Origin of the sequence: Pantoea sp. PNT03 (genome assembly GCF_014852515.1) — a bacterium.
Taxonomy (GTDB): Bacteria; Pseudomonadota; Gammaproteobacteria; order Enterobacterales; family Enterobacteriaceae; genus Pantoea; species Pantoea leporis.
In genome coordinates, this window is sequence record NZ_JACVBT010000005.1 from 338,214 (window position 1) to 360,039 (window position 21,826).

General features: G+C 53.7%; 19 protein-coding genes. 11 read left to right on the forward strand and 8 right to left on the reverse strand.

Going from position 1 to position 21,826, the window contains the following annotated elements:
* Positions 1 to 59 precede the first annotated feature (59 nt).
* From clpX to bolA, 4 genes are all read right to left on the reverse strand, one after another.
* A complete protein-coding gene (gene clpX, locus IB226_RS18890) occupies positions 60 to 1,331 on the reverse strand; it encodes an ATP-dependent protease ATP-binding subunit ClpX (RefSeq protein ID WP_008103932.1) in 1,272 nt (423 codons plus the stop codon).
* A gap of 129 nt (positions 1,332 to 1,460) precedes the next feature.
* Positions 1,461 to 2,084, reverse strand: coding sequence for an ATP-dependent Clp endopeptidase proteolytic subunit ClpP (clpP, locus tag IB226_RS18895; protein WP_007886971.1), 624 nt, complete (start codon positions 2,082 to 2,084; stop codon positions 1,461 to 1,463).
* Between the two features lie 335 nt (positions 2,085 to 2,419).
* Positions 2,420 to 3,724 (reverse strand): trigger factor, encoded by a 1,305-nt coding sequence (tig, locus tag IB226_RS18900; protein WP_008103935.1) that lies wholly within the window; start codon positions 3,722 to 3,724, stop codon positions 2,420 to 2,422.
* Between the two features lie 302 nt (positions 3,725 to 4,026).
* Positions 4,027 to 4,341, reverse strand: coding sequence for a transcriptional regulator BolA (gene bolA / locus IB226_RS18905; RefSeq protein ID WP_008103937.1), 315 nt, complete (start codon positions 4,339 to 4,341; stop codon positions 4,027 to 4,029).
* Positions 4,342 to 4,608: 267 nt separating this feature from the next.
* Between bolA and IB226_RS18910 the strand changes: the two genes are divergently transcribed.
* The 8 genes from IB226_RS18910 (at position 4,609) to IB226_RS18945 (ending at position 13,414) form a co-directional block, all read left to right on the forward strand.
* Positions 4,609 to 5,187, forward strand: a complete 579-nt coding sequence (locus tag IB226_RS18910; RefSeq protein WP_007886975.1) for a lipoprotein — start codon at positions 4,609 to 4,611, stop codon at positions 5,185 to 5,187.
* A 54-nt stretch (positions 5,188 to 5,241) separates the two neighbouring features.
* Positions 5,242 to 6,729, forward strand: a complete 1,488-nt coding sequence (gene ampG, locus IB226_RS18915) for a muropeptide MFS transporter AmpG (RefSeq protein ID WP_192236707.1) — start codon at positions 5,242 to 5,244, stop codon at positions 6,727 to 6,729.
* A gap of 434 nt (positions 6,730 to 7,163) precedes the next feature.
* A complete protein-coding gene (gene cyoA, locus IB226_RS18920) occupies positions 7,164 to 8,090 on the forward strand; it encodes a cytochrome o ubiquinol oxidase subunit II (RefSeq protein ID WP_101762426.1) in 927 nt (308 codons plus the stop codon).
* Between the two features lie 4 nt (positions 8,091 to 8,094).
* The gene (cyoB, locus tag IB226_RS18925; protein ID WP_192236708.1) at positions 8,095 to 10,077 is read left to right on the forward strand and encodes a cytochrome o ubiquinol oxidase subunit I; all 1,983 of its coding nucleotides are present in this window, start codon (positions 8,095 to 8,097) and stop codon (positions 10,075 to 10,077) included.
* Positions 10,077 to 10,691, forward strand: coding sequence for a cytochrome o ubiquinol oxidase subunit III (locus IB226_RS18930; protein WP_007886985.1), 615 nt, complete (start codon positions 10,077 to 10,079; stop codon positions 10,689 to 10,691). The genes cyoB and IB226_RS18930 overlap by 1 nt, the downstream gene beginning before the upstream one ends.
* Positions 10,691 to 11,020 (forward strand): cytochrome o ubiquinol oxidase subunit IV, encoded by a 330-nt coding sequence (locus tag IB226_RS18935; RefSeq protein WP_007886986.1) that lies wholly within the window; start codon positions 10,691 to 10,693, stop codon positions 11,018 to 11,020. The genes IB226_RS18930 and IB226_RS18935 overlap by 1 nt, the downstream gene beginning before the upstream one ends.
* Positions 11,021 to 11,031: 11 nt before the next feature.
* Complete coding sequence (gene cyoE / locus IB226_RS18940) at positions 11,032 to 11,919, forward strand: heme o synthase (protein ID WP_008103945.1); 888 nt, start codon at positions 11,032 to 11,034, stop codon at positions 11,917 to 11,919.
* Positions 11,920 to 12,049: 130 nt separating this feature from the next.
* Positions 12,050 to 13,414 (forward strand): MFS transporter, encoded by a 1,365-nt coding sequence (locus tag IB226_RS18945; protein ID WP_192236709.1) that lies wholly within the window; start codon positions 12,050 to 12,052, stop codon positions 13,412 to 13,414.
* A 33-nt stretch (positions 13,415 to 13,447) separates the two neighbouring features.
* Here IB226_RS18945 and adhP read toward each other — a convergent pair whose 3' ends face one another.
* Both adhP and IB226_RS18955 read right to left on the reverse strand, forming a co-directional pair.
* Positions 13,448 to 14,488 carry an alcohol dehydrogenase AdhP gene (adhP, locus tag IB226_RS18950; protein WP_137385269.1) on the reverse strand — a complete coding sequence of 347 codons (1,041 nt, stop codon included), beginning with the start codon at positions 14,486 to 14,488 and terminating at the stop codon, positions 13,448 to 13,450.
* A gap of 30 nt (positions 14,489 to 14,518) precedes the next feature.
* Positions 14,519 to 16,039, reverse strand: coding sequence for an aldehyde dehydrogenase family protein (locus tag IB226_RS18955; RefSeq protein WP_192236710.1), 1,521 nt, complete (start codon positions 16,037 to 16,039; stop codon positions 14,519 to 14,521).
* 275 nt (positions 16,040 to 16,314) lie between these two features.
* On the opposite strand from IB226_RS18955, the gene IB226_RS18960 reads away from it, so the two are divergent.
* Positions 16,315 to 18,087 carry a sigma-54-dependent Fis family transcriptional regulator gene (locus IB226_RS18960; RefSeq protein WP_192236711.1) on the forward strand — a complete coding sequence of 591 codons (1,773 nt, stop codon included), beginning with the start codon at positions 16,315 to 16,317 and terminating at the stop codon, positions 18,085 to 18,087.
* On the opposite strand, the gene IB226_RS18965 is transcribed toward IB226_RS18960, so the two are convergent.
* Entirely contained in the window at positions 18,084 to 18,575 is a 492-nt protein-coding gene (locus IB226_RS18965; RefSeq protein ID WP_110867748.1) for a YajQ family cyclic di-GMP-binding protein, read from the reverse strand. The genes IB226_RS18960 and IB226_RS18965 overlap by 4 nt on opposite strands.
* A gap of 125 nt (positions 18,576 to 18,700) precedes the next feature.
* Between IB226_RS18965 and panE the strand changes: the two genes are divergently transcribed.
* Both panE and yajL read left to right on the forward strand, forming a co-directional pair.
* Positions 18,701 to 19,621, forward strand: coding sequence for a 2-dehydropantoate 2-reductase (gene panE, locus IB226_RS18970; protein WP_192236712.1), 921 nt, complete (start codon positions 18,701 to 18,703; stop codon positions 19,619 to 19,621).
* Positions 19,575 to 20,183: a protein deglycase YajL gene (yajL, locus tag IB226_RS18975; RefSeq protein ID WP_192236713.1), complete on the forward strand. Its 609-nt coding sequence runs from the start codon at positions 19,575 to 19,577 to the stop codon at positions 20,181 to 20,183. Before panE ends, yajL begins: the two co-directional genes overlap by 47 nt.
* Positions 20,184 to 20,297: 114 nt before the next feature.
* Here the strand turns inward: yajL and thiI are convergent, their stop codons facing one another.
* Positions 20,298 to 21,746, reverse strand: coding sequence for a tRNA uracil 4-sulfurtransferase ThiI (gene thiI / locus IB226_RS18980; protein ID WP_110867750.1), 1,449 nt, complete (start codon positions 21,744 to 21,746; stop codon positions 20,298 to 20,300).
* Positions 21,747 to 21,826 lie beyond the last annotated feature (80 nt).

Below are 21,826 nucleotides of genomic sequence, written 5' to 3' on the forward strand. Positions count from 1 at the left end.
AACAAAAGGGGAAAGATTTTTCCCCTTTTTTAAGATAACAACGTGGTGCAATTGTTTATTTATTCACCAGAAGCCTGGGCTTCATGCTTTCCATAAATCAACATCGGCTCGGATTGACCTTCAATGACTGATTCATCAATCACCACTTTTTCAACGTCATCCATCGAAGGCAGGTCGTACATGGTTTCAAGTAACGCACCTTCAACGATAGAACGCAGACCACGCGCACCGGTTTTACGTGACATCGCTTTTTTAGCGATTGCCGTTAAGGCTTCGTCGCGGAATTCCAGTTCTACGCCTTCCAGATTGAACAGCGCCTGATACTGTTTGGTTAGCGCATTCTTCGGCTCACGCAGGATCTGAATCAGCGCTTCTTCACTCAGTTCGCTCAGCGTTGCCACAACCGGCAAACGACCGATGAACTCAGGAATCAGGCCAAACTTGATCAAATCTTCTGGCTCAACCTGAGACAGCAATTCGCCTTCACTCGCCTTCTGGGATTTGCCCTTCACGGTTGCACCGAAGCCGATGCCGGACCCGGTTTCAACACGCTGGGAGATCACCTTGTCGAGACCGGCGAATGCGCCACCACAGATAAACAGAATCTTGGAGGTATCAACCTGCAAGAACTCCTGCTGCGGATGTTTACGTCCGCCCTGCGGCGGTACGGCAGCCACGGTGCCTTCAATCAGTTTCAACAGCGCTTGCTGTACGCCTTCGCCCGAGACGTCACGGGTGATCGACGGGTTGTCAGACTTACGAGAAATCTTGTCGATTTCATCGATGTAGACAATGCCGCGCTGCGCTTTCTGCACGTCGTAATCACACTTCTGCAGCAGCTTCTGGATGATGTTTTCAACGTCTTCACCCACATAACCCGCTTCGGTCAGCGTGGTGGCATCCGCCATCGTGAAGGGCACATCCAGCAAGCGCGCCAGCGTTTCTGCCAATAGTGTTTTACCGCTACCGGTTGGACCGATAAGCAAAATGTTACTTTTGCCCAGTTCAATACCGTTGCTGGTATCGCCATTGCGCAGGCGTTTGTAGTGGTTATACACCGCTACTGCCAGCACTTTCTTCGCCCTTTCCTGACCAATAACATAGTCATCAAGGTGATGGCGGATTTCATGCGGCGTCGGCAGTGAGCTACGCTCGCGGTGCGGCGCAACTTCCTTAATCTCTTCGCGAATGATGTCGTTGCAAAGATCAACGCATTCATCGCAAATGTACACTGACGGCCCGGCAATTAGCTTACGGACTTCATGCTGGCTTTTGCCGCAGAAAGAGCAGTACAGCAACTTACCTGAACCGTCTTTGCGCTTATCTGTCATCAGCTAACCTCTTTTCTTTCTCAGACCAAATTTGTTGTACGGCGCTGGCCGTACATCAACGGCCGATATGCATTCAACTCATCTGCCTGCTACCCGTTAACTATAGCGTAAGGGGCAGACAGATGTGTCTTATTGGCGATGCGTCAGGATTGAGTCAACCAAACCGTACTCAACCGCCTCGCCCGCAGAGAGGAAACGATCGCGCTCAGTGTCGCGTTCAATCTCTTCCAGCGATTTGCCAGTGTGCTCAGCCATCAGCTCATTCATGCGCTGCTTCACTTTCAGGATTTCGCGCGCATGGATTTCGATATCCGTCGCCTGGCCCTGATAGCCGCCCAACGGCTGATGAATCATCACACGTGAATTAGGCAGGCAGAAACGTTTGCCTTTGGTGCCTGCTGTCAGCAGGAACGCACCCATTGAACAAGCCTGACCCATACAGATGGTGCTGACATCCGGCTTGATAAACTTCATTGTGTCATAAATCGACATCCCAGCAGTAATCACGCCGCCTGGCGAGTTAATGTAGAGATAAATGTCTTTTTCAGGATTCTCAGCTTCCAGAAACAGCATCTGCGCCACGATCAGGTTAGCCATATGATCTTCAACCTGACCAGTCAGGAAGATCACACGCTCTTTGAGCAGGCGAGAGTAGATGTCGTAAGAACGCTCGCCGCGCGAGGTTTGTTCGACCACCATTGGCACCAGCGCCATGTGCGGTGCAGTAAATTCACGATCGCCACTGTATGACATTACCGTCTCCTGATAAATTTCATTGGCAACATTCTGTACCGATTTTACGTGAGGCGCGCCGGGAAAACTATGCGCTGCAGTCTCACTCCGCAGTAACAAGACGGTTAATCAGTCAGTCTCACTGTTTTCATGCATTCTCCCTGTATCTGGGGATGCTGCCCAGTTGTTTCAAGCATAACAACCTTTTGCCCATTCGCTAACACGGAAAAAGAGCTTAGCGGATAATTTGCCGATTAATTAAGCAAATAGAGGGCAAATCGGTGTATTTGGCGCCAGAAACGAAAAAGCCCGCGACTTTTCAGTCACGGGCTTAGCACTAACGGTTAACGAATGAATCAGGCCGCAGAGGTCTGGTTCATCAGTTCCTGGAAGTTAGTGGCTTTATCGGTCACTTTCGCTTTCGCCAGTACCGCTTCAACCGCTTGCTCTTCCAGAGCCACGTTGCGCATGTTGTTCATCAGCTCGCTGTTCTTGCTGTAGAACTCGATCACTTCCTGCGGATCTTCGTACGCAGAAGCCATCTCTTCGATCAGCGTTTTAACGCGATCTTCGTCAGCCTGCAGTTCGTTGATACGAATCACTTCGCCCAACAGCAGACCCACAACGACGCGACGTTTAGCCTGCTCTTCGAACAGTTCGCGTGGCAGTTCCAGCGCTTGCTTCTCGTTGCCACCAAAACGCTGTGCAGCCTGACGACGCAGAACGTCAATTTCGCTGTCGATCAGCGCAACCGGAACGTCGATGTCGTTGGCGTTAACCAGACCGTCGATTGCCTGCGTCTTGACGCGGTTACGGATAGCACCTTTCAGCTCGCGATCCATGTTCTTACGCACTTCAGCACGCAGACCGGCAACTGAACCATCTTCCACGCCAAAGCGCTTGATGAACTCTTCAGTCAGCTCTGGCAGTTCGCGAGTTTCAACTTTCTTCAGCACGATTTCGAACTTCGCATCTTTCCCTTTCAGGTTTTCTGCATGGTAATCGTCTGGGAATTTCACGTCGATAGTGAAGGTTTCGCCGGCTTTGTGGCCAACAACGCCCTCTTCGAAGCCTGGGATCATACGGCCCTGGCCCATTGCCAGCACGAAGTCAGAGGCTTTGCCGCCTTCAAACTCTTCGCCGTCAACAGAACCGCTGAAGTCGATGGTCGCGCGATCTTCAGCTGTCGCTGCGGCATCGCTCTCTTTCCAGGTCGCCTGCTGCTTCTGCAGGGTTTCCAGCATGGTATCAACGTCAGCGTCTGTCACTTCTACCACTGGCTTCTCAACTTCGATTGCGTCCAGGCCTTTCAGCTCAACTTCTGGATACACTTCGAACTCAACCGCGTAGGTGAAGTCTTCGCCTTCTTTATATTCGCCCGGCACATAGTTTGGTGCGCCAGCCGGATTGATTTTCTCTTTGATGATGGCGTCAACGAAGTTGCGCGTCATCAGCTCGCCCAGCACGTCCTGGCGAACAGAAGCACCGTAGCGCTGAGAAATGATGTGTGCCGGCACTTTGCCTTTACGGAAACCGTCGATACGGACTTTCTTAGCCACTTCCACCAGTTCTTTCTTTACTGCGCTTTCGATGCTGTCAGCTGCAACAGTAATCGAAATGCGACGGCCCAGACCCTGAGTGGTTTCTACTGAAACTGTCATCTTGTTACCTCAAAAAATCACGTGCTCGGTCAACTTCAGACACCACACATAAAATGCGCCGTATCCAACAACCGGGACGGCCTCTGCAGGCAGAACCAAATCCCTGTCACCAGAAGCGTCCCGAAGACATTCCGGAAAAATAGACGCAGCATTATAGCGGCATCGCTGGAATGAGTCGAGGCTGCAAACTCACCACTTTTTAGCGGTTTTGCTGCTTTTTTGCGCCGTAGATCGCGTTTGAGTGTAATAAATGAAAAGAAAACGGCCCGCAGGCCGTTTTTAAGGATGAGTAAAAAGGGAATTCAGGCGAGCGTTCCCGCGCCGCGACAATTCGGCGAGGCCAAAACCGTATCCTGCAATCCATCCCACTCTTTTTGCGTGTAAGTATGCAGTGCCAGCGCGTGTACGCTGCCCGCTAATTCGGTCGCCAGTTCGCCATAAATAGCGCGATGACGTTGCAGAAAGCGCTGACCGGTAAATCGATCGCTGACAATCACCACTTTAAAGTGACTTTCAGAACCGGCGGGCACGTTATGACGGTAGCTTTCATCATGCACTTCAAGATGTGCAGGCTCGAAAGCGTTACGCAACTTTTCTTCTATTTGTTCGCGAATCATGATTAACACTCCTTTCCGGCGAGCGCTGTGCCCATCTGTTTAAATATTAGTAGGTTTTTCACCGCTTCCGCAGGTTGACCGTAAATAAATCCGCCAGCGCTGCGCATAGTAACTCGCTTATCTCTCAGGTCAACTGGCTGGCGTTTCATCCTGTCCGAAAAAAGCCTTTACAATCAATTTCCATTGGCCCGGGGCTTTTTTCACCGCTGCGCAATGCTATGATGGCCGCAGTTTTGCAAACCAACCCATATGCTAACGAGAATGAGTATGTTGAAAAAACTGTTATTCCCTCTGCTGGCTGCTTTTATTTTGGCCGGCTGTGCCAGCAACAACACCACATTGGATATTCAACCGAAGATTCAATTACCGCAGCAAGATCCAAGCCTGATGGGCGTCACCATCAGCGTTAACGGTGCCGATCAACGTTCCGATCAGGCGCTGGCCAAAGTAAACCGCGACGGTCAGTTGATCACGCTGACACCATCACGCGATCTGCGCTTCCTGCTGCAGGAAGTGTTAGAGAAGCAGATGACGTCACGCGGCTATATGATCGGCCCGAGCGGTGCCGTTGATCTGCAGATCGTGGTGAATGGTCTGTATGCGGATGTGACCCAAGGCAACGTGCGCTACAGCATTACCACCAAGGCGGATATCTCCATCATCGCCACCGCGAAAAACGGTAACAAGCAGGTGAAAAACTATCGCCAGACTTACAGCGTAGAAGGCGCGTTTACCGCCACCAACGCGAAGATCACCAACGCGGTTAACTCAACCCTGAGTGACGTGATTGCTGATATGGCGCAGGACACCAGCGTTCACAACTTCATTAAGCAGAACGCCCGCTAATTTCCGCAGTATTTTGCCCGGCGACTCTCAGCCGGGCTTCATTTCAGGTTGGCTATGACATCTCACTATCTGCGAATTTTTACCCAACGTAATGCGGCGGTATTGCTGCTGCTGGGTTTTGCCTCAGGCTTACCGCTGGCGTTAACCGCCGGGACGTTACAAGCGTGGATGACGGTAGAGAATGTTGACCTGAAAACCATCGGTTTCTTCTCCCTTGTCGGTCAGGCTTACGTGTTTAAGTTCCTGTGGTCGCCGATGATGGATCGCTATACGCCACCGTTTCTTGGCCGCCGTCGCGGCTGGCTGCTGGTCACGCAGTTGGCGCTGATTGGCGGCATTATTGCCATGGGCTTTGTGCAGCCTTCGCGTGACTTAACGCTGCTGGCCGCGCTGGCGGTGCTGGTTGCCTTCTGTTCGGCTTCACAGGATATCGTGTTTGATGCCTGGAAAACCGATGTGCTGCCGCCGGAGGAGCGCGGCAGCGGCGCGGCAATCACCGTGCTGGGCTATCGTCTGGCGATGTTGATTTCAGGCGGACTGGCGCTGTGGATTGCGGATCGCTACCTCGGCTGGCAAGCCACTTACTGGCTGATGGCGTTGCTGATGGTGCCGGGCCTGATCGCCACGTTGCTGGCGAAAGAACCGGTGGCGCCAGCGCGCGAACCGCACTCGCTACGCCAGGCCGTGACATTCCCGCTGAAAGACTTCTTCCAGCGTAACAATGCCTGGCTGCTGATCACGCTAATTATCCTTTACAAGCTTGGCGATGCATTTGCCGCCTCGCTCACCACCACCTTCCTGATTCGCGGCGTCGGCTTTAGCGCGGGCGATGTCGGTCTGGTGAACAAAACGCTGGGTTTGTTGGCCACCATCATTGGTGCGCTGTATGGCGGTGTGCTGATGCAGCGCCTGAGTTTGTTCCGCGCCCTGATGATTTTTGGCGTGCTGCAAGCGGTGTCGAATTTTGCTTACTGGTTGCTGGCGGTAACGCCACCGCACTTGTGGAGCATGGCTAGCGCGGTCTTCATTGAAAACCTGTGCGGCGGCATGGGCACCGCGGCCTTTGTCGCGTTGCTGATGACATTGTGCAACAAATCCTTCTCGGCGACGCAGTTCGCACTGCTCTCTGCCCTCTCCGCCGTGGGCCGCGTTTACGTCGGTCCCGCCGCAGGTTGGCTGGTCGAAATGTGGGGCTGGCCCACCTTCTATGCTTTCACCGTGTTTGCTGGCGTACCGGGATTACTGCTGTTATGGCTGTGTCGCGGCACTTTGCATAGCATGCAGCAAAGCGGAGAGTTTGTGATGCGCAGCTTGTGGCCGCAAGGTTACCGCTGGACGGTGCGTCTGTTTAGCATCGGCTGCGGCTTACTGGCCTTGTGGTTACTGGCTTTAGCCCTTAACGCCAGCGGCGTTGTGCAGATTGATGCGCTACTTACGCCAATGTTTGAAGCCGGCATGGCATTTGCGCTGTTGGCGGTCGCACTCGGTGTTATTTTGGATAGTTTGGCATTAAAAAAAGCGGCGCGGGAAAATCTGGGTTGAGTAAGCCAATTTTCATAACGAAATAATGGGGTAAAAATATCAGTTGCTCATTTTCCCAATAGCATTTTTTTTAAAGCGAATTAGAAACATTAAATTAACAACTGCGAGCGAATATTTAAATCCGGTGCGCAATTACTTTGTATAAAAGTCATCGCCGAAATGATGCAGAAATGTTAAATAAATGAGTATTAAGAGTACGGTTTATACTTTCCCTGATTTTTCTGCGGTTTCTACCATTGGTTTTTGTTATATTGATGCCAACTGCTTGTAGCAGTTAATAATTTGTCACCCTGCGTAACATCTGTGACACCCTTAGCAAAAGGTGTCAACAGCCTTCTGACACATCCTTAAGCTGGTTTACACTGCATAAACCTTCCCGTAAAATGCGCGCACACTTAAACGACAATAGAGCCCTTTGTCATTGAGGTCGTTAAATGAGACTCAGTAAATACAATAAAAGTTTGGGGATTTTGTCATTAATTGCAGGCGCTGTATTACTCAGTGGCTGCGATAGTGCGTTGTTAAATCCCAAAGGACAGATTGCACTGGAGCAACGTTCGTTGATTCTGACAGCTTTCGGCTTGATGATGATCGTAGTTATCCCGGCAGTCTTCATGGCAGTATTCTTTGCCTGGAAATATCGGGCAACCAATACTAACGCAACTTATAGCCCTAACTGGTCACACTCAAACAAAGTGGAAGCCGTGGTCTGGACCATTCCGATCCTGATCATTATCTTCCTCGGCGTTTTGACCTGGAAATCAACCCACGCGCTGGAGCCGAGCAAACCGCTGGTTTCTGACGTTAAACCGGTTGAGATCGACGTAGTGGCACTGGACTGGAAATGGCTGTTCATTTACCCGGAACAGGGTATTGCAACCGTCAACCAGATTGCCTTCCCGGCAAACACTCCGGTGAACTTCAAGATCACCTCCAACTCCGTGATGAACTCCTTCTTTATTCCTACTCTCGGCAGCCAGATTTATGCGATGGCCGGTATGCAGACCAAATTGCATCTGATCGCCAACGAGCCAGGAACATTTGACGGTATCTCTGCGAACTTCAGTGGTCGTGGTTTCTCTGGCATGAAGTTCAAAGCCATTGCAACTAAAGACGATGCGGAATTCCAGCAGTGGGTTGCCAAAGTTAAAGCGGCACCTAACGCGCTGAACACCATGGATGATTTCGAGAAACTGGCTACGCCAAGCGAAAATCACCCGGTGGAATATTTCTCAACGGCAAATCCAGAACTGTTCAAGCAAGTGATTGATAAGTTCATGATGAGCCACGGGAAGATGGACATGCCAGAACATAAAGGCATGGACATGAGTCACGCCGCTTCCGCGGGAGCCGAGGAATAATACGATGTTCGGAAAATTAACACTGGATGCAGTGCCATACCACGAACCCATTATCGTGGTTACGGTCGCCGCTATCATCTTAGGTGGTCTGGCGCTGGTTGCTGCGATTACCTACTTTGGTAAGTGGCAGTACCTGTGGTCAGAATGGTTCACCTCCATTGACCACAAAAAACTGGGTATCATGTACATCATCATGGCTTTCGTCATGTTGCTGCGCGGCTTTGCCGATGCGGTAATGATGCGTACCCAACAAGTGATGGCTTCCGCTGGGGAAGCCGGCATACTACCGCCGCACCACTACGACCAGATCTTCACCGCTCACGGCGTGATCATGATCTTCTTCGTGGCGATGCCGTTCGTGGTAGGTCTGATGAACATCGCGGTACCGCTGCAAATCGGTGCTCGTGACGTTGCCTTCCCGTTCCTGAACAACCTGAGCTTCTGGTTTACCGCGATCGGTGTGATCCTGGTGAACATCTCTCTGGGTGTGGGCGAGTTCGCACAGACCGGCTGGTTGGCTTATCCGCCGCTTTCGGGTGCGGAGTACAGTCCTGGCGTCGGGGTCGATTACTGGATCTGGAGTCTCCAGCTGTCCGGTATCGGTACGACACTGACCGGTATCAACTTCTTCGTGACCATTCTGAAGATGCGTGCGCCGGGCATGGACCTGTTCAAAATGCCGGTATTCACCTGGGCATCACTGTGTACTAACGTCCTGATCATCGCTGCGTTCCCGGTACTGACCGTTACGCTGGCACTGTTGACGCTTGACCGTTACCTTGGCTTCCATTTCTTCACCAATGAAATGGGCGGTAACATGATGATGTACGTCAACCTGATTTGGGTCTGGGGTCACCCGGAAGTGTACATCCTGGTTCTGCCGGTGTTTGGTGTCTTCGCTGAAGTCACGGCGACCTTCTCTAAAAAGCGTCTGTTCGGTTACACCTCTCTGGTGTGGGCGACCATCGCGATTACCGTTCTGTCGTTCATTGTTTGGCTGCACCACTTCTTCACCATGGGTGCGGGCGCGAACGTAAACGCCTTCTTCGGTATCATGACGATGATCATCGCTATCCCGACCGGCGTGAAAATCTTCAACTGGCTGTTCACCATGTATCAGGGTCGCGTTGAGTTCCACTCAGCGATGCTGTGGACCATCGGCTTCCTGGTTACCTTCTCTATTGGTGGTATGACAGGTGTTCTGCTAGCGGTTCCAGGTGCGGACTTCATTCTGCACAACAGCCTGTTCCTGATCGCGCACTTCCATAACGTGATTATCGGTGGTGTGGTGTTCGGTTGTATGGCTGGCGTGACCTACTGGTTCCCGAAAGCGTTCGGCTTCACGCTGAATGAAAAATGGGGTATCCGCGCGTTCTGGTTCTGGATCATCGGCTTCTTCGTGGCATTCATGCCGCTGTATGCGCTGGGCTTCATGGGCATGACGCGTCGTATCAGCCAGGACATCGATCCTCAGTTCCACTCACTGCTGGTGGTTGCAGCAGGCGGTGCGGCGCTGATCGCTTGCGGTATCCTGTGCCAGGTTACCCAGTTCTACGTTTCTGTGCGTGACCGCGACCAGAACCGTGATCTGACCGGTGACCCGTGGGGTGGACGTACGCTGGAGTGGGCAACCTCTTCACCGCCGCCGTTCTACAACTTTGCTGTTATCCCGCATATCCATGAGCGCGATGCGTTCTGGGAAATGAAAGAGAAAGGCGAAGCGTACAAGCAGCCAGAAAAATATGAAGAAATTCATATGCCGAAAAACAGTGGCGCAGCTGTTGTTATCGCGGCTCTGATGACTGTGTTCGGTTTCGCCATGATCTGGCATATCTGGTGGCTGGCTGGCCTCACCTTCGTGGGCACTATCGTCACCTGGATTGTGAAGAGCTTCGATGAAGACGTGGATTACTACGTACCGGTTGCTGAAGTCGAGCAGATCGAGAAGAAGCACTTTGACGAAATCAGCAAAGCAGGTCTGAAATAATGTCAACTGAAACTGCAAAACACCACCACGACGCCCATGCGGAGCATGGGCATCACGATGCAGGAGCCAATAAAGTCTTTGGCTTCTGGATCTACCTGATGAGTGACTGCATTATCTTCGCAACCCTGTTTGCGACCTATGCAGTTATGGTCAATAACACTGCCGGTGGCCCGGCAGGTAAAGACATCTTCGAACTGCCGTTCGTTCTGGTCGAAACCGCGCTGCTGCTGCTCAGCTCCATTACCTATGGTATGGCAGTGATTGCGATGAACAACCAGAACAAGGGCTCGGTCATCAGCTGGTTAGCGTTGACCTTCCTGTTCGGTGCTGGCTTTATCGGCATGGAAATCTATGAATTCCATCACCTGATCAAAGAAGGCTTCGGTCCTGATCGCAGCGGCTTCCTGTCAGCGTTCTTTACGCTGGTTGGCACGCACGGTCTGCACGTGACCTCTGGCCTGATCTGGATGGCAGTGATGATGTTCCAGATTTCTAAACGTGGTCTGACTGCAACCAACCGCACCCGTATCATGTGCCTGAGCTTGTTCTGGCACTTCCTGGATGTGGTTTGGATCTGCGTATTCACCGTTGTCTACCTGATGGGAGCCATGTAATGAGTCATTCTGTTAACGAACATGGCGCTTCTCACGGTAGCGTGAAGTCTTACATGATCGGCTTCGTCCTCTCTATCATCCTGACCGGTATTCCGTTCTGGATGGTCATGGATGGCGGCGCTTCACACGGCACTATTCTGGGTGTGGTTCTGGTGTGTGCGGTAGTTCAGGTGCTGGTTCACCTGGTCTACTTCCTGCACTTAGACAGCAAATCAGAAGGTGGCTGGAACATGGTGGCCATTGTCTTCTCAGCACTCATCATCTTGATTGTTGTCGTAGGGTCACTGTGGATTATGTGGAACCTCAACTACAACATGATGGCCCACTAAAGAGTCGCGTAATGATTAAGCAATACCTGCAAGTAACAAAACCAGGAATTATTTTCGGCAATTTAATTTCTGTGATCGGTGGATTCCTGCTGGCTTCGAAAGGCAGCATTGATTACACCCTGTTTCTCGCCTCGCTGGTTGGCGTATCGCTGGTTGTCGCATCAGGTTGTGTTTTCAACAACGTGATTGACCGCGATATCGACATCAAAATGGAGAGAACGCGGAACCGTGTTCTGGTCAAAGGCCTGATCTCGGCGAAAGTAAGCCTGGTTTATGCAACCGCATTGGGTATTGCTGGCTTTGCGTTGCTGTATTTCGGCGCTAACCCGCTGGCCATGTGGCTGGCGGTGATGGGCTTCGTGGTTTACGTAGGCGTTTATAGCCTCTATATGAAACGTAACTCTGTCTACGGCACGCTGATTGGTAGTCTCTCTGGCGCTGCGCCGCCGGTGATTGGCTACTGCGCAGTGACCAACCAGTTTGATGCTGGCGCGTTGATTTTACTGGCTATCTTTAGCCTGTGGCAGATGCCGCACTCCTATGCGATTGCCATCTTCCGCTTTAAAGATTACCAGGCAGCCAACATCCCGGTTCTGCCAGTGGTGAAAGGCATTTCGGTGGCAAAAAATCATATTACGCTATATATCCTGGCGTTCATGATTGCCACGCTGATGCTGACCCTTGGCGGTTACGCGGGCTACAAATATCTGGTGGTGGCTGCGGCCGTTAGCGTGTGGTGGCTCGGCATGGCGCTTTCAGGTTACAAAACCTCAAACGATAAAGTTTGGGCGCGTAAACTGTTTGTGTTCTCGATTGTCGCTATCACCGCTCTGAGCGTGATGATGTCCGTTGATTTCATGACGCCAGCGTCGAAAGATTTACTGACTTACGTCTGGTAATTCAGCTCCGCAAAACCAGAAAGGGCGCGAATTTCGCGCCCTTTCTTTTTGTTACCACTGCTTAAGAACAAATGTTTTACCCGCCCTGCCCTGCTGCCTAAAATGGGCGCAGTATAATTTTGAGGTAAACATGAACGACAATAAAATGACGCCAGTAGAGCTTCGTGCTACATGGGGTTTAGGTACCGTTTTTTCCCTGCGCATGCTGGGAATGTTTATGGTCTTGCCGGTACTCACCACGTACGGCATGGCGTTACAGGGCGCCAGTGAAACACTGATTGGGTTCGCAATCGGTATCTATGGTTTGGCACAAGCCATCTTCCAGATTCCTTTTGGTCTGCTCTCCGATCGCGTCGGCCGAAAGCCGCTGATCGTTGGCGGGCTGCTGCTGTTCGTTTTCGGCAGCGTCATCGCCGCCACCTCCGACACCATTTGGGGCGTGATTTTAGGCCGCGCGTTACAAGGCTCCGGCGCGATTGCCGCTGCGGTAATGGCGTTGCTGTCAGATTTAACCCGTGAACAAAACCGCACCAAGGCGATGGCGTTTATCGGCATCAGCTTCGGCGTCACTTTTGCTATTGCGATGGTAGTTGGCCCGATTGTCACCCACGCACTCGGCTTGCACGCGCTGTTCTGGATGATCGCCATCCTCGCGACGCTTGGCATCGTCATCACCTTATTAGTGGTGCCGAACGCACCAAACCACGTATTGAACCGCGAATCCGGCATGGTGAAAGGCAGTATCCGCGCGGTGTTGACCAATCCAAAACTGTTAAAACTGAATATCGGCATTCTCTGCCTGCACATTCTGCTGATGTCGAGCTTCGTGGCGCTGCCGGGACAGTTTGAACAAGCCGGTTTACCGGCGGCCGAGCACTGGAAAGTCTATCTGGTGACGATGTTGGTGGCCTTTGTTGCCGTGGTGCCTTTCATTATCTATGCCGAAGTGAAGCGCCGCATGAAGCGCGTGTTTGTCGGCTGCGTGGCGATCATCATCATTGCAGAAATCGTATTGTGGGGCGCGGCAGGCCACTTCTGGACGCTGGTGATTGGTGTGCAGCTGTTCTTCCTCGCCTTCAACCTGATGGAAGCGATTCTGCCATCACTGATCAGCAAAGAGTCGCCGCCGGGCTACAAAGGCACCGCGATGGGCATCTACTCCACCAGCCAGTTCATTGGTGTGGCGATTGGCGGCAGCATGGGCGGATGGATCTATGGTCATGTTGATGCTCAAACCGTGTTCCTGGTCGGTGCGATTGTCGCGGCTGCCTGGCTGTTTGTGGCGATGTCGATGCAGGAACCGCCTTACGTCAGCAGCCTGCGCATTATGCTCAGCGATGCGGTGCTGGCGGTGCCGAATCTGGAGAAGCGTTTGAAAGCGCAGCCCGGCGTGGCGTCGGTGTTTATCGTGCCAGAAGAGAAAAGTGCTTACATCAAAATCGACAGTAAAGTGACGAGCCGCGTCGAACTCGAAGCGCTGCTCGCCAGTTGCTAAGTGTCCAGCCCGACCATCGCGTCGGGCTTTTTGTTACAGCGACATATCCACCACGATGCGTCCTTCAATCTTGCCAGCGTGCATCCGCGCGAAGATATCGTTGATGTTAGTCAGCGGTTCTACCGCTACGGTGGCTTTCACCTTGTGACGACCGGCGAAATCCAGCGCTTCCTGCAGATCTTTGCGCGTCCCGACGATGGAACCGCGCACCGTAATGCCGTCCAACACCATATCGAAAATCGACAGATCAAATTTGCCCGGCGGCAAACCGTTCAGCACCATGGTGCCGCCACGACGCAGCGTACCAATCGCCTGTTCGAACGCTTTCGGTGAAACTGCCGTGACCAGCACGCCATGCGCACCGCCAAAACTCTCCTGGAACACCTTGGCCGGATCGACATTTTTCGCATTCGCCACCACGCTGGCACCGAGACGTTTAGCGAACGCCAGTTTCTCATCATCAATATCCACCGCCGCCACGTTCAGACCCATGGCAACCGCGTACTGCACCGCCATATGCCCTAAACCGCCAATACCGGAAATCACCACCCAATCGCCGGGTTTGGTGTCGGTCATTTTCAGCCCTTTATACACGGTGACGCCGGCACAGAGGATTGGCGCGATTTCGTTGTAATCGACGTTATCCGGAATGATGCCGACATAGTTGGCATCGGCGAGGCAGTATTCCGCGAAGCTGCCATTCACTGAGTAACCGGCATTTTGCTGCGACAGACACAACGTTTCCCAGCTATCGAGACAGTGTTCGCAGTGACCGCACGCCGAATAGAGCCATGGCACACCGACGCGATCGCCCATTTTCAGGTGCTTAACGCCCTCGCCGAGCGCCACAACCTGGCCCACACCTTCGTGGCCCGGAATAAACGGCGGATTGGGTTTAATCGGCCAGTCGCCTTCGGCCGCGTGAAGATCGGTATGGCACACGCCGGTAGCCGCAATTTTCACTAAAATCTGCCCCGGCCCGACCTGCGGCACCGGCACCTGCTCAATCACTAACGGTTCACCAAAAGCCTTCACAACAGCGGCTTTCATGGTGGTTTTGATTTGCATATTCATCTTTCACTCTCCATTTGAACGGATGCGGACTTAGAACAGGCCCAAAGGCGCGGTGCCATAGCTAACCAGCAGATTTTTGGTTTGTTGATAGGCGCTGAGCGCCATTTTGTGCGTCTCACGGCCTACACCCGACTGCTTGTAACCGCCGAATGCCGCGTGAGCGGGATAGATGTGATAACAGTTGGTCCAGACGCGCCCGGCTTTGATGCCGCGTCCCATGCGATAAGCCAGATTGGTATCGCGCGTCCACACGCCCGCACCAAGACCGAACTGGGTTTCGTTGGCGATGGCGAGCGCTTCTGCCTCATCCTTAAAGGTGGTAACACCAATCACCGGCCCAAAAATCTCCTCCTGGAAACAGCGCATCTGGTTGGTTCCTTTGATTAAGGTCGGCTGAATGTAGAATCCATCATTCAGCTCGGTGGCCATGCTGGCGCGATCGCCACCGGTGAGAATTTGCCCGCCTTCGTCGCGTGCGATGTTGATATACGACAGGATTTTATTGAATTGCTGGCGTGAAGCCTGTGCACCAATCATGGTGTCGCTATCGAGCGGATCGCCGCGACGGATGTTCGCCACCTTGGCCATCACGCGATCCATAAAGGGTTGGTAGATCGATTCATGAATCAAGGCGCGCGACGGACAGGTACAAACTTCACCCTGATTGAAGAAACCGAGTACTAACCCTTCCACCGCCTTCTCAATAAACTCGTCCTCGCCATCCATCACATCAGCGAAGTAGATATTCGGCGACTTGCCGCCCAGCTCGACGGTGCAGGGAATGATGTTTTCAGCAGCGCAGGCCATAATGTGGCGCCCCACCGGCGTTGAACCGGTGAAGGCGATTTTGGCGATGCGTTTGCTGGTCGCCAGCGCTTCACCCGCTTCACGACCAAAGCCCTGCACCACATTCAACACGCCAGCCGGGAACAGATCGCCAATCATCTCCATCAGCAGCGTAATGCCCAGCGGCGTCTGTTCCGCCGGTTTCAGCACGACACAGTTGCCCGCCGCCAGCGCTGGCGCCAGTTTCCACGCCGCCATTAACAGCGGGAAGTTCCACGGAATGATTTGCCCAACCACGCCGAGCGGTTCATGAAAGTGATATGCCACGGTGGTTTCATCGATCTCCGCGGTGCTGCCCTCTTGCGCACGCAGGCAACCGGCGAAGTAACGGAAGTGATCCACCGCCAGCGGAAGATCGGCGTTCAGGGTTTCGCGAATCGGTTTACCGTTATCCCAGCTCTCCGCTACCGCCAGTTTTTCGAGATTGGCCTCAATGCGATCCGCCACCTGCAACAGGATGTTGGCGCGATGCTGCACGCTGGTTTTTCCCCAGGCATCGGCCGCCTGATGCGCCGCATCCAGCGCTAAATCGATATCGCGCGCATCCGAACGCGGGAACTGCGCGATATCGCTGCCATCCACTGGCGAGGTGTTAGTGAAGTATTGGCCGCTGAGCGGCTCGACGAATTTGCCCGCAATGTAGTTGCCGTAAATCGCCTGGAATGAAACCAAAGCGCCGGGCGTACCGGGATGTGCATAACGCATCGCAAACTCCTTTATGTAGGGTCAGATATTCTGAAGGCTCAGTCGCCTTCCAGAAAACGTGCTGTCAGAGGAGCTATTGCAGCGGGCGTGCCAGCTTTTTTCATCAGACGATATTTCATTAAAAAACCAATATCATCATTAAGTTAAGAGCCGCCGCACAACATGACCTGGCTATGTTGTGCAGAAAAGTTCACCATCTGTGTTGCGTATCGCAACAGTACAGAAACCGACCCGCTACAATGTCGCAACACTTTCGCTTGGGCATGAGGTCATCAATGCAGGGACATCCATCCGCGTCTGCCGTTAACGCCAATCCGCTATTAAGCGACTCCTGGTTCCGTAGCCAGCTGTATGGCCTCGATCGCACCGCCGATGATTTTCCGCGTGTTCGCCAGGGTGAACTGGCCGATGTACTCGCCAGCAATGCCGGGCTGCAGCAGTTCGCTCAGCCGGTGATCAAACAGCTGGCGCAGAAACTCGCCGAGAAGCAATCGGTGGTGATTCTGTCGGATGCCACCGGTCTGGTGCTCAATACCTTTGGCGATATGCCCTCGCTGGAAAAAGCCCAACGTTATGCGCTGGCGCCGGGTAATTTATGGAGTGAATGCGGGCGTGGCACCAATGCGATTGGCACCGCGCTGGCGATTGATGATGGCTGCGAGATTCAAGGTCATCAGCACTTCCTGACGCTCAATCAAGGTTTGTACTGTGCGGCGATGCCGCTGCAAATGCCCAACGGTCAGATTGCTGGCGTGCTGGATATTTCCGGCCCGGCGCACTTCCCGCATCCGCAGACCTTTAGCTGGGTGAAAGCTGCGGCGAAACAGATCGAATATTTGTGGGTGAAGCAGAGCCTGCACCCGCAGCAATGGTTGATGAGCCTGCATCTGCAGCCGCAGGGTATTGATACCAGCGATGAACTGCTGCTGGTGTTCTCGGATAACGTCCTGACCGCCGCCAATCGTCTGGCGATGCGCGAGCTGGCGCTGAGCGTCGGGCAACTCGGCAGCGTGACCTTTCAACAACTGTTTCCGCAACAGCAGCAGCACGCCAACAGCATTCCCGCTCCGCTCGATTACGCTACGCAGCGCTACTATTTTCGCCTGCGAGCACCGCAGCGCAGCCATTTTGCCACGCCGAGTGAACCCGCCAGCGAGCTGCCTTTCTCGCTGGGCCGCGATGGCGAGAAGATGGTGCGGCTGCTCAATGCCGGCGTTTCACTGTGCATTCACGGCGAAACCGGCAGCGGCAAAGAGTATGTCAGCCGCGCACTGCATCAGCAAAGCCGCTGGCGCGAAGGCAAATTCGTTGCCATTAACTGCGCGGCCATCCCCGAAGCGCTGATTGAATCTGAGCTGTTTGGCTATCAACCCGGCGCGTTCACCGGCGCGAGCAAGAATGGTTACATCGGCAAAATCCGTGAAGCGGATGGCGGCGTGCTGTTCCTTGATGAAATTGGCGATATGCCGCTGGCACTACAAACCCGCTTGCTACGCGTGTTGCAGGAGAAAGAGGTGGCGCCGCTCGGATCCAGCCGCAGCTGGCCGGTGAATTTCGCGGTGATCAGCGCCACGCACCGCGATTTGGCACAGCGCGTGGCCGAAGGCGAATTCCGCGAAGATTTGCTCTATCGCCTGCAGGAATTCTCGATGACCATTCCGCCGCTGCGCGCCTGGCCGGAAGTAGAGGGCTTTATCAGCCGTTTATGGCTGGAGCTGGGCGGCGCGGATCGCGATATTCAGCTCTCACCTGCGCTGTTGACGGCTCTGGCGCAGCTGCCGTGGCCGGGCAACGTGCGGCAATTGCGCAGCTTGTTACGCGTGCTGTTGGCACTGGCGGATGAAGGTGAAGAAGTGACAGAAGTGCATTTACCGGCAGAGTATCAGCGTGCGGCGGTGCAGCCACAGTCCGATCGGCAGAGTCATGATAGGCGGTTGATCAGCGAAACGCTGCAGCGCTTCAATGGTAATATCAGTAAAACGGCGGAAGCCTTAGGCGTCGCGCGCAGCACGCTTTATCGTCGTGCGGCGCGCGACAAACGCGATTAATCGCGGAAGTTTTTGAACTGGAAAGGCTGACCGAGGTTGCCACCGCGCACCAGCGCCATCGCACCTTGCAGGTCGTCGCGTGACTTACCGGTTACGCGCAGTTCTTCACCCTGAATCTGCGTCTGCACTTTCAGCTTGCTGTCTTTAATCAGCTTCACCAGCTTTTTCGCGATATCACTTTCGATACCTTTCTTCAGCTTGGCTTCCACCGACCAGTTTTTACCGCTGTGCACGATCTCTTCTGGCACTTCAATCGCCGCGCCTTCAATGCCACGCTTCAGCAGCTTTTCGCGCAGAATATCCACCAGCTGTTTGACCTGGAAATCAGATTCGCTGCTGAGTTTGATGGTCTCGTTCTTTTCGTTGAGCTCAATGGTTGCACTCACGTTACGGAAATCGAAACGAGTTGAGATCTCGCGGTTCGCATTCTCCACGGCATTTCGCACTTCCGACAATTCGACTTCGGAAACGATATCGAAAGATGGCATCTTTTCTTCTCCTGATACTAAAGTGACATGCATAATACGCGTCTTGTGGCGCTAATAAAACACGATACGCGGAAAGCTATACTTACCCGTAACGTGAAAACAGGAACCCGCCCACGGGAGGCAAAATGAAAATTACCGTGTTGGGGTGTGGCGCCTTAGGTCAAATTTGGCTCGCCGCTCTCGCCCGTCAGGGACATGAGGTGCAGGGCTGGTTACGTGTACCGCAGCCCTATTGCTCAGCCAACGTAGTCGATCCGCAAGGCGAGGTGAGCAATCACACCTTTATTGCCAACGATCCGCTGTTCCTCGCCGAAAGCCAGCTGTTACTGGTGACGCTCAAAGCGCCACAGGTTTCACCTGCGGTGAAAAATCTGCAAAGCGTGCTGCCGACGCACGCGCCAATTCTGCTGCTGCATAACGGCATGGGAACGCTGGAAGAGCTGAAAGATCTGCGTCAGCCGCTGTTGCGCGGCATCACCACGCACGCGGCAATGCGCGACGGCACGGTGATTAAGCATATTGCGCACGGCATCACCCATATCGGCCCTGCTAATCGTGAGAGCGCCGCACTCAGCGATATCGCTGATATTCTGCATCAGGCGCTGCCGGATGTGGCCTGGCATGACAACATCGCCGCCGCCAGCTGGCGCAAGCTGGCAATCAACTGCGTGATCAATCCGATGACTGTCGAGCACGATTGCCAAAACGGGGCGCTGCGCGCCTGGCCGGAACAAGTCGCGCTGCTGTGCGAAGAGATCGCCTGGGTGATGGAACGCGAAGGCCAGCACATGGCGGTGGATAATCTGCGCGACATCATTTACGACGTGATCGATAGCACCGCCGCCAATACCTCATCAATGTTGCAGGATGTGCGCGCGCAGCGTCTGACCGAAATTGATTACATCACCGGCTACCTTTTGCGTCGCGCCCGCGCGCAGGGCATTTCACTGCCGGAAAACACCCGTTTGTACGATCTGATTAAACGTAAGGAGTCCCACTATGAGCGCGAACGCATCGGTTCTGGTTTGCCTGGCACATGGAAGTGAAGAGACCGAAGCGGTCACCACTATCGATTTGCTGGTACGCGGCGGATTAAGCGTCACCACCGCCAGCGTGGAGAGCGATGGCACGCGTGAGATCGTCTGTTCGCGCGGCGTGCGGCTGCTGGCGGATGCGCCTTTGGTTGAGGTGGCGGATAACGACTACGACGCGATTGTGCTGCCCGGCGGTTTGAAAGGCGCGGAGACCTTCCGCGACAGCCCGCTGCTGGTGGAAACCGTGCGCCAGTTCCATCTCTCCAGCAAGATTGTGGCGGCGATTTGTGCCGCGCCCGGCACGGTTTTGGTCGCGCACGATCTGTTTCCGGTCGGCAATATGACCGGTTTTCCCGGCCTGCGTGACACCATTCCCGACAGCAAATGGATGGAGCGCCGCGTGGTGTGGGATCCGCGCGTTAATCTGCTGACCAGCCAGGGACCGGGCACCGCAATGGATTTTGCGTTGAAGCTGATTGATTTGCTGGTGGATAAAGAGACCGCGCGTGAAGTGGCTTCACAGCTGGTGTTAGCAGCAGGGATTTATAATTATCAGGAGTTTGAAGAGCGGTAACGTTGTTACAACAAGCTGCACATGATTGTAGCGGCGCAATTAATTGCGCATTTCACTGCAACGCTGATGCCGCATGAAATACGCGTGATTCATCGCGCCGCTACGGTTTATCGCTTATGGACGATAAACCTTCACGTTTTTGAAGCCCTGCTCATGCAGATAGAGCGCCTGCAGGCGACTCATCACACCGCGATCGCAATACAGCAGCCAGGTTTTACTCTGGTCCAGGTCGCCAAACTGGGTGCTGAGTTTGTAGAACGCCAGAGTTTTCACTTCAACGCCTTCGACGATCAGCGGATTCGCCTCCTGCTCATCGGCCGAACGGATATCCAGCACCACGTCGTTGCTGATGAAGGAGTCAACGGTTTCAACTTCCACCACTTCTTCTTCCGTCTGCTCGGCGATTTCACGGATATCGACGTTGCTGGCTTCCTGCACCACGCGATGAAGGATCTCGAAATCGAAGTTTTGCTCTTCCGCTTCGATCTTGCCCTTCACCGCTTTAACGGTTGGGCTTTTCGAAATCACGCCGCAATATTCTGGCATGGTGCGGGCAAAATCTTCGGTGCCGATCTTACGCGCCACATCAATGATGTGCTCTTTGTCATGGGAGATCAGCGGACGCAGGATCAGCGTATCGGAGGCGTTATCGATCAAACGCAGGTTGGTCAGCGTCTGGCTGGAAACCTGGCCCAGCGCTTCGCCGGTCACCAGCGCCTGCACGCCGTAACGTTCTGCTACCATCGACGCCGCACGCACCATCATACGCTTCAGCACCACGCCCATTTGGCCGTCGTCCACTTTCTCCAGAATCTCACCGACTACCGGCTCGAAGTTGATCGCTACGAAACGTACGCGGTGTGAGCGACCAAAGCGCTGCCACAGGTAATGTGCAACCTGGCGCACGCCAATCTCGTGTGCCGCACCGCCAAGGTTGAAGAAGCAGTAATGCACGCGGCAGCCGCGACGCATCAGCATGTAGCTCGACACGCCAGAATCGAAACCACCGGAAATCAGTGACAGAACATCTTCCTGGGTACCAATCGGGAATCCGCCTAAGCCTTCATAGCGTGCGGTGATCAGCAACAGGCGATCGTCGTCGATCTCCAGATTCACCGTTTCTTCCGGGCGATTGAGCTGCACGCGCGCGCTGGCGATGTGTTGATTAAGGCCGCCGCCAACGTAGCGTTCTACGTCCTGCGAGCTGAAGCTGTGCTTGCCACGACGCTTGACGCGCACGCAGAAGCTTTTGCCTTCCAGACGCTCGCGGTTCAGCACCAGCGTCTGCTCGAAGATGTCGTGCATATCGGTGTAGGCGCGATCTTCCACCGCCAGCACATGGTGAATGCCCGGAATGCGCGTCAGTTCGGTGACAAGGGTCTCGCGCAGCGACTCATTCTTTGAACGCACTTCAATGTGGTCCCAATGGCGCACGACTTTGATCTCTTCATCCACGGTGCGCAGAATATTACGAATGCTACTGGAGAGAATTTTGATAAAGCGCAGACGCACCGACTGACTTTTGATGGTGATTTCTGGAAACAGCTTGACGATAAACTTCATGGCGACAGGGGTTCGTTTGGACAAATAAGTGCTAAAAGCATCGGCACTTAACTGTTAAAATCATATAATTGCGGGTTAAT

What these genes read in the sequence shown, in the direction of transcription:
- clpX (WP_008103932.1), bottom strand. Translation starts at nt 1,331, where the DNA reads ATGACAGATAAGCGCAAAGACGGTTCAGGTAAGTTGCTGTACTGCTCT.
- clpP (WP_007886971.1), bottom strand. Translation starts at nt 2,084, where the DNA reads ATGTCATACAGTGGCGATCGTGAATTTACTGCACCGCACATGGCGCTG.
- tig (WP_008103935.1), bottom strand. Translation starts at nt 3,724, where the DNA reads ATGACAGTTTCAGTAGAAACCACTCAGGGTCTGGGCCGTCGCATTTCG.
- bolA (WP_008103937.1), bottom strand. Translation starts at nt 4,341, where the DNA reads ATGATTCGCGAACAAATAGAAGAAAAGTTGCGTAACGCTTTCGAGCCT.
- IB226_RS18910 (WP_007886975.1), top strand. Translation starts at nt 4,609, where the DNA reads ATGTTGAAAAAACTGTTATTCCCTCTGCTGGCTGCTTTTATTTTGGCC.
- ampG (WP_192236707.1), top strand. Translation starts at nt 5,242, where the DNA reads ATGACATCTCACTATCTGCGAATTTTTACCCAACGTAATGCGGCGGTA.
- cyoA (WP_101762426.1), top strand. Translation starts at nt 7,164, where the DNA reads ATGAGACTCAGTAAATACAATAAAAGTTTGGGGATTTTGTCATTAATT.
- cyoB (WP_192236708.1), top strand. Translation starts at nt 8,095, where the DNA reads ATGTTCGGAAAATTAACACTGGATGCAGTGCCATACCACGAACCCATT.
- IB226_RS18930 (WP_007886985.1), top strand. Translation starts at nt 10,077, where the DNA reads ATGTCAACTGAAACTGCAAAACACCACCACGACGCCCATGCGGAGCAT.
- IB226_RS18935 (WP_007886986.1), top strand. Translation starts at nt 10,691, where the DNA reads ATGAGTCATTCTGTTAACGAACATGGCGCTTCTCACGGTAGCGTGAAG.
- cyoE (WP_008103945.1), top strand. Translation starts at nt 11,032, where the DNA reads ATGATTAAGCAATACCTGCAAGTAACAAAACCAGGAATTATTTTCGGC.
- IB226_RS18945 (WP_192236709.1), top strand. Translation starts at nt 12,050, where the DNA reads ATGAACGACAATAAAATGACGCCAGTAGAGCTTCGTGCTACATGGGGT.
- adhP (WP_137385269.1), bottom strand. Translation starts at nt 14,488, where the DNA reads ATGAATATGCAAATCAAAACCACCATGAAAGCCGCTGTTGTGAAGGCT.
- IB226_RS18955 (WP_192236710.1), bottom strand. Translation starts at nt 16,039, where the DNA reads ATGCGTTATGCACATCCCGGTACGCCCGGCGCTTTGGTTTCATTCCAG.
- IB226_RS18960 (WP_192236711.1), top strand. Translation starts at nt 16,315, where the DNA reads ATGCAGGGACATCCATCCGCGTCTGCCGTTAACGCCAATCCGCTATTA.
- IB226_RS18965 (WP_110867748.1), bottom strand. Translation starts at nt 18,575, where the DNA reads ATGCCATCTTTCGATATCGTTTCCGAAGTCGAATTGTCGGAAGTGCGA.
- panE (WP_192236712.1), top strand. Translation starts at nt 18,701, where the DNA reads ATGAAAATTACCGTGTTGGGGTGTGGCGCCTTAGGTCAAATTTGGCTC.
- yajL (WP_192236713.1), top strand. Translation starts at nt 19,575, where the DNA reads ATGAGCGCGAACGCATCGGTTCTGGTTTGCCTGGCACATGGAAGTGAA.
- thiI (WP_110867750.1), bottom strand. Translation starts at nt 21,746, where the DNA reads ATGAAGTTTATCGTCAAGCTGTTTCCAGAAATCACCATCAAAAGTCAG.